A 3,249-nucleotide genomic window follows, 5' to 3' on the forward strand; every position below is an offset into this window, starting at 1 on the left:
AAAAAAGAAAGAAAATTTAGATAAAAATTGAGAAAGGGGCGAAAGTATTGTGATTAAAAAAATCAACCATATTGCCATAGCGGTCTGGGACATTGACAAGGCAATTGCGTTTCATCGGGATATTCTCAAACTTGATTTCCACGGGTATGAAGAATTGCCGGAAATTGGCTGCGCGGTAGCGTTTTTCTCTTGCGGCGAAGTAGAAGTGGAACTGGTTTCTCCTATAGGGGAGCGCGCTTTTGTGAAAAAACATCTGGAAACGGTTGGCGAAGGGCTGTACCACATCGCCTATGAGGTTGATTCCATTCAGGCGGCGCTTGATTATTTCGCAAAGGAAAACATTCCTTTGCGCAGCCCCGCGCCAAAGCCCGGCTCCAGAAATACCCGCGTCGGCTATCTCGAAGCCGAAGGCGCTTGCGGCGTCATTACCGAACTGGTGGAATTGGCCGGCAAGAATTGAGCAATGCCTTAGGAATCTTTTAAAGAGGAAGGGGCGTCTATGATTTTCGGCCAGGCAAGGGTAAATTGTCATATTTGCTAAAACTGAAAGGATGTGATAATTTTGGAAAAAAAGTATCGGGATTGGGGCATAACTATCGCCGTGGGAATTATACTTTGGTTTATGCCGGTACCGGCGGGGCTTAAGCCGGAAGCCGGAAAAATGTTCGCGGTTTTCGCCGCGACGATCATTGGATTTATCCTGCAGCCTATGCCTATGGGCGCAATGGCAATACTCAGCCTTGCGGTTACAGGTTTTTTGGGGCTGGCTAAACTGGGGGAGTTGTTGGCGGGTTTCGCCAATTCCACTGTCTGGCTCGTAGTGTCGGCGTTTATGCTTTCGTGCGGGTTTAGCAAGACAGGCCTGGGCAGAAGGGTTGCTTATGTGCTTATCAGGAAATTTGGCAAAAACACCCTTAACCTGGGTTACGCCATTGCCGCCAGCGAATTCATCTTTTGCCCGGCTACCCCTTCCAGCGCCGCCAGGGGAGGCGCCATTCTTTATCCCGTCGTCCGCAGCCTGTCCAGCGCCTTTAAGTCCGAGCCGGGCGAAAGCGCCCAACGCATAGGTTCCTATTTGATGCAAGTTGGCTTTCAGTCTAATTGCATGAGCGGTGCCTTATTCTTGACCGCCATGGTCGGCAACCCTCTTTGCGCCACTTTTGCCCAGCAAGCTTTTGGCATAACCATAACTTGGGCCGCCTGGGCCACTGCGGCGCTTGTGCCCGGCACATTGGCCATGTTTGCCATCCCGCTGGTCATGTATTACATAAATCCGCCGGAAATAAAACGGACACCGGAAGCCAAGGAGTTGGCGCAAGCTGAACTTGAGAAAATGGGCCCTATGACAAAAAAAGAGAAAATCATGGCTACCATTTTTGTGCTCAGCATTTTGCTCTGGGCAACTTCCCAATATACAAATATAAACGCCACCCTTGTCGCGTTAGGCGGCGCCGCGGCGCTTCTGACAACTTCCGCCATTGCCTGGCAGGATGTATTGGAGGAGAAGGGCGCTTGGGATACCATGGTTTGGATCGGCGGCCTTGTAACCTTGGCCGGCCTTTTGTCTAAATTTGGGTTGATTGCCTGGGTCAGCAAAATAATTGCCGCCTCTATCGTGGGGGTTCCCTGGATGCTTGCGTTGATTGCGGTAATTGTTTTCCACTTTTACAGCCACTATTTTTTCGCTTCCCTTACGGCGCACACTACGGCTCTTTATCCAGTGCTGATAGCGGTGGCCGGCAGCGCCGGCGGCTCTCCGATGCTGATTGCGTTAAGCATGGGTTTTTTCAATAATTTTTGCGCTTGCTTGACACATTACGGCAATGGCGTTGGCCCTATATATTTTGGCGCCGGGTATATGAGCCAAGGAAAATGGTGGAAGATTGGCTTCGTTATGTCCCTTGTGTACATGGCCGTCTGGCTGGGCATTGGGTTTGCCTGGTGGAAAGTGATAGGCCTATGGTAATGGATGCGGCAAACCGCTCAATAAGGGTTTCCGGTCCGCATGTATTTATCCGCCAATAAAAGCAAAGTCCATATTTTCGCGTTTGGCGTTCAGCAAAGCAATATTTTTTAAGGGAGGACAAAAAATGAAAAAAGTTATAATTACCGCAGCCCTTACCGGTTCTGTGCCAAGTAAAGAAAGGTTTCCCAATTTGCCCATTACTGTCGATGAAATCGTGGAAGATGCCATCAAATGCCATGACGCAGGGGCGGCCGTGGTCCATATCCATGTCCGAGACAAAGTTACCGGCAAAAATTGCCATGACGAAGATCAATTCCGCGCCGTCAAAGAAATTTTAACTCTGCGCTGCCCTGATCTGATCGTGCAATTATCTACCGGCGGGCGTTACGAAGTAGATGCCCATACCCGCAACAGCGGCCTGCGCTGCCACCCGGAAATGGCAAGTTGGTGCCCCGGTTCCGTGGGTTTCCCGACCGGCGCTTATGTCAACACAACCGAATTTTATACCGAGCAGGCCAAGTATATGCTGGAACACAATATAAAACCCGAAATAGAGTGTTTTGACACCCACATGGCGCAAAACGCCATTGATTTTTGCAAAGAAGGTCTCCTGAAGGAACCTTTGTATTTTGATTTTGTAATGGGCGTCCAGCGCGCCCAACCGGCCAGTTTGCCGCAACTAGGCTATTTGCTGGGCATAATTCCGAAAGGATCCGAATGGAACTTAGCGGGCATAGGCAGCCATCAGGCAAGCACGATTCTGTGGGCCCTGGGCGCGGGGGGCCATGTGCGCGTGGGGCTGGAAGACAATCAGTACCTGTACAAAGGCGTTCCGGGAAGCAATCCCCAATTCGTGGAAAGGGTTGTCCGCATAGCCAAGGAAATCGGCCGCGAAATCGCCAGCGGCGCCGAAACCCGTAAGATGTTGGGCGTAGGTTGATTTAAGCAAAATTGTATGGACACATGCTTTTTCCATAAATTTATGGAATGTCATTTGTCCGTCCGCCGCGTTGGATTGCGGCGCCGGAAAGCGGATCGCCTCGTATTTCTTTTGTCCGTTCATTCTGGCGCCGCCTTTGCTTGCCATCGCCTCATTTCTTTCTTGCCAAAGTGGATACGGGGCATATTTTATAGCAATGCGCCGCTGCTGCCAGAGGGTTTGTGACAAAACTATTTGCGGCGCATTAAGACATTATCATATGCGGCGGACAAATTTGACGGCGAATTTTTTTTTTTCTTGTATTAATGGTGGTTAGGTGGTATACTTTAGTAGAAGGAAAATC

At 50.0% G+C, this 3,249-nt stretch carries 3 protein-coding genes; all 3 read left to right on the forward strand.

All coding sequences use genetic code 11. The features are described 5' to 3' along the window. Positions 1-49: 49 nt before the first annotated feature. The 3 genes from LBO03_03070 (at position 50) to LBO03_03080 (ending at position 2,906) form a co-directional block, all read left to right on the forward strand. A complete protein-coding gene (locus LBO03_03070) occupies positions 50-460 on the forward strand; it encodes a VOC family protein (protein ID MDR3348576.1) in 411 nt (136 codons plus the stop codon). Between the two features lie 93 nt (positions 461-553). Further along, positions 554-1,966 (forward strand): anion permease, encoded by a 1,413-nt coding sequence (locus LBO03_03075; protein MDR3348577.1) that lies wholly within the window; start codon positions 554-556, stop codon positions 1,964-1,966. Between the two features lie 124 nt (positions 1,967-2,090). Beyond that, entirely contained in the window at positions 2,091-2,906 is an 816-nt protein-coding gene (locus LBO03_03080) for a 3-keto-5-aminohexanoate cleavage protein (protein MDR3348578.1), read from the forward strand. Positions 2,907-3,249: the final 343 nt, after the last annotated feature.

This window comes from Acidaminococcales bacterium (genome assembly GCA_031290885.1).
GTDB lineage: Bacteria > Bacillota > Negativicutes > Acidaminococcales > JAISLQ01 > JAISLQ01.

Bases quoted from the DNA above. Each gene is read 5' to 3' on its own strand.
- LBO03_03080 (MDR3348578.1), top strand. From the start codon at position 2,091: ATGAAAAAAGTTATAATTACCGCAGCCCTTACCGGTTCTGTGCCAAGT.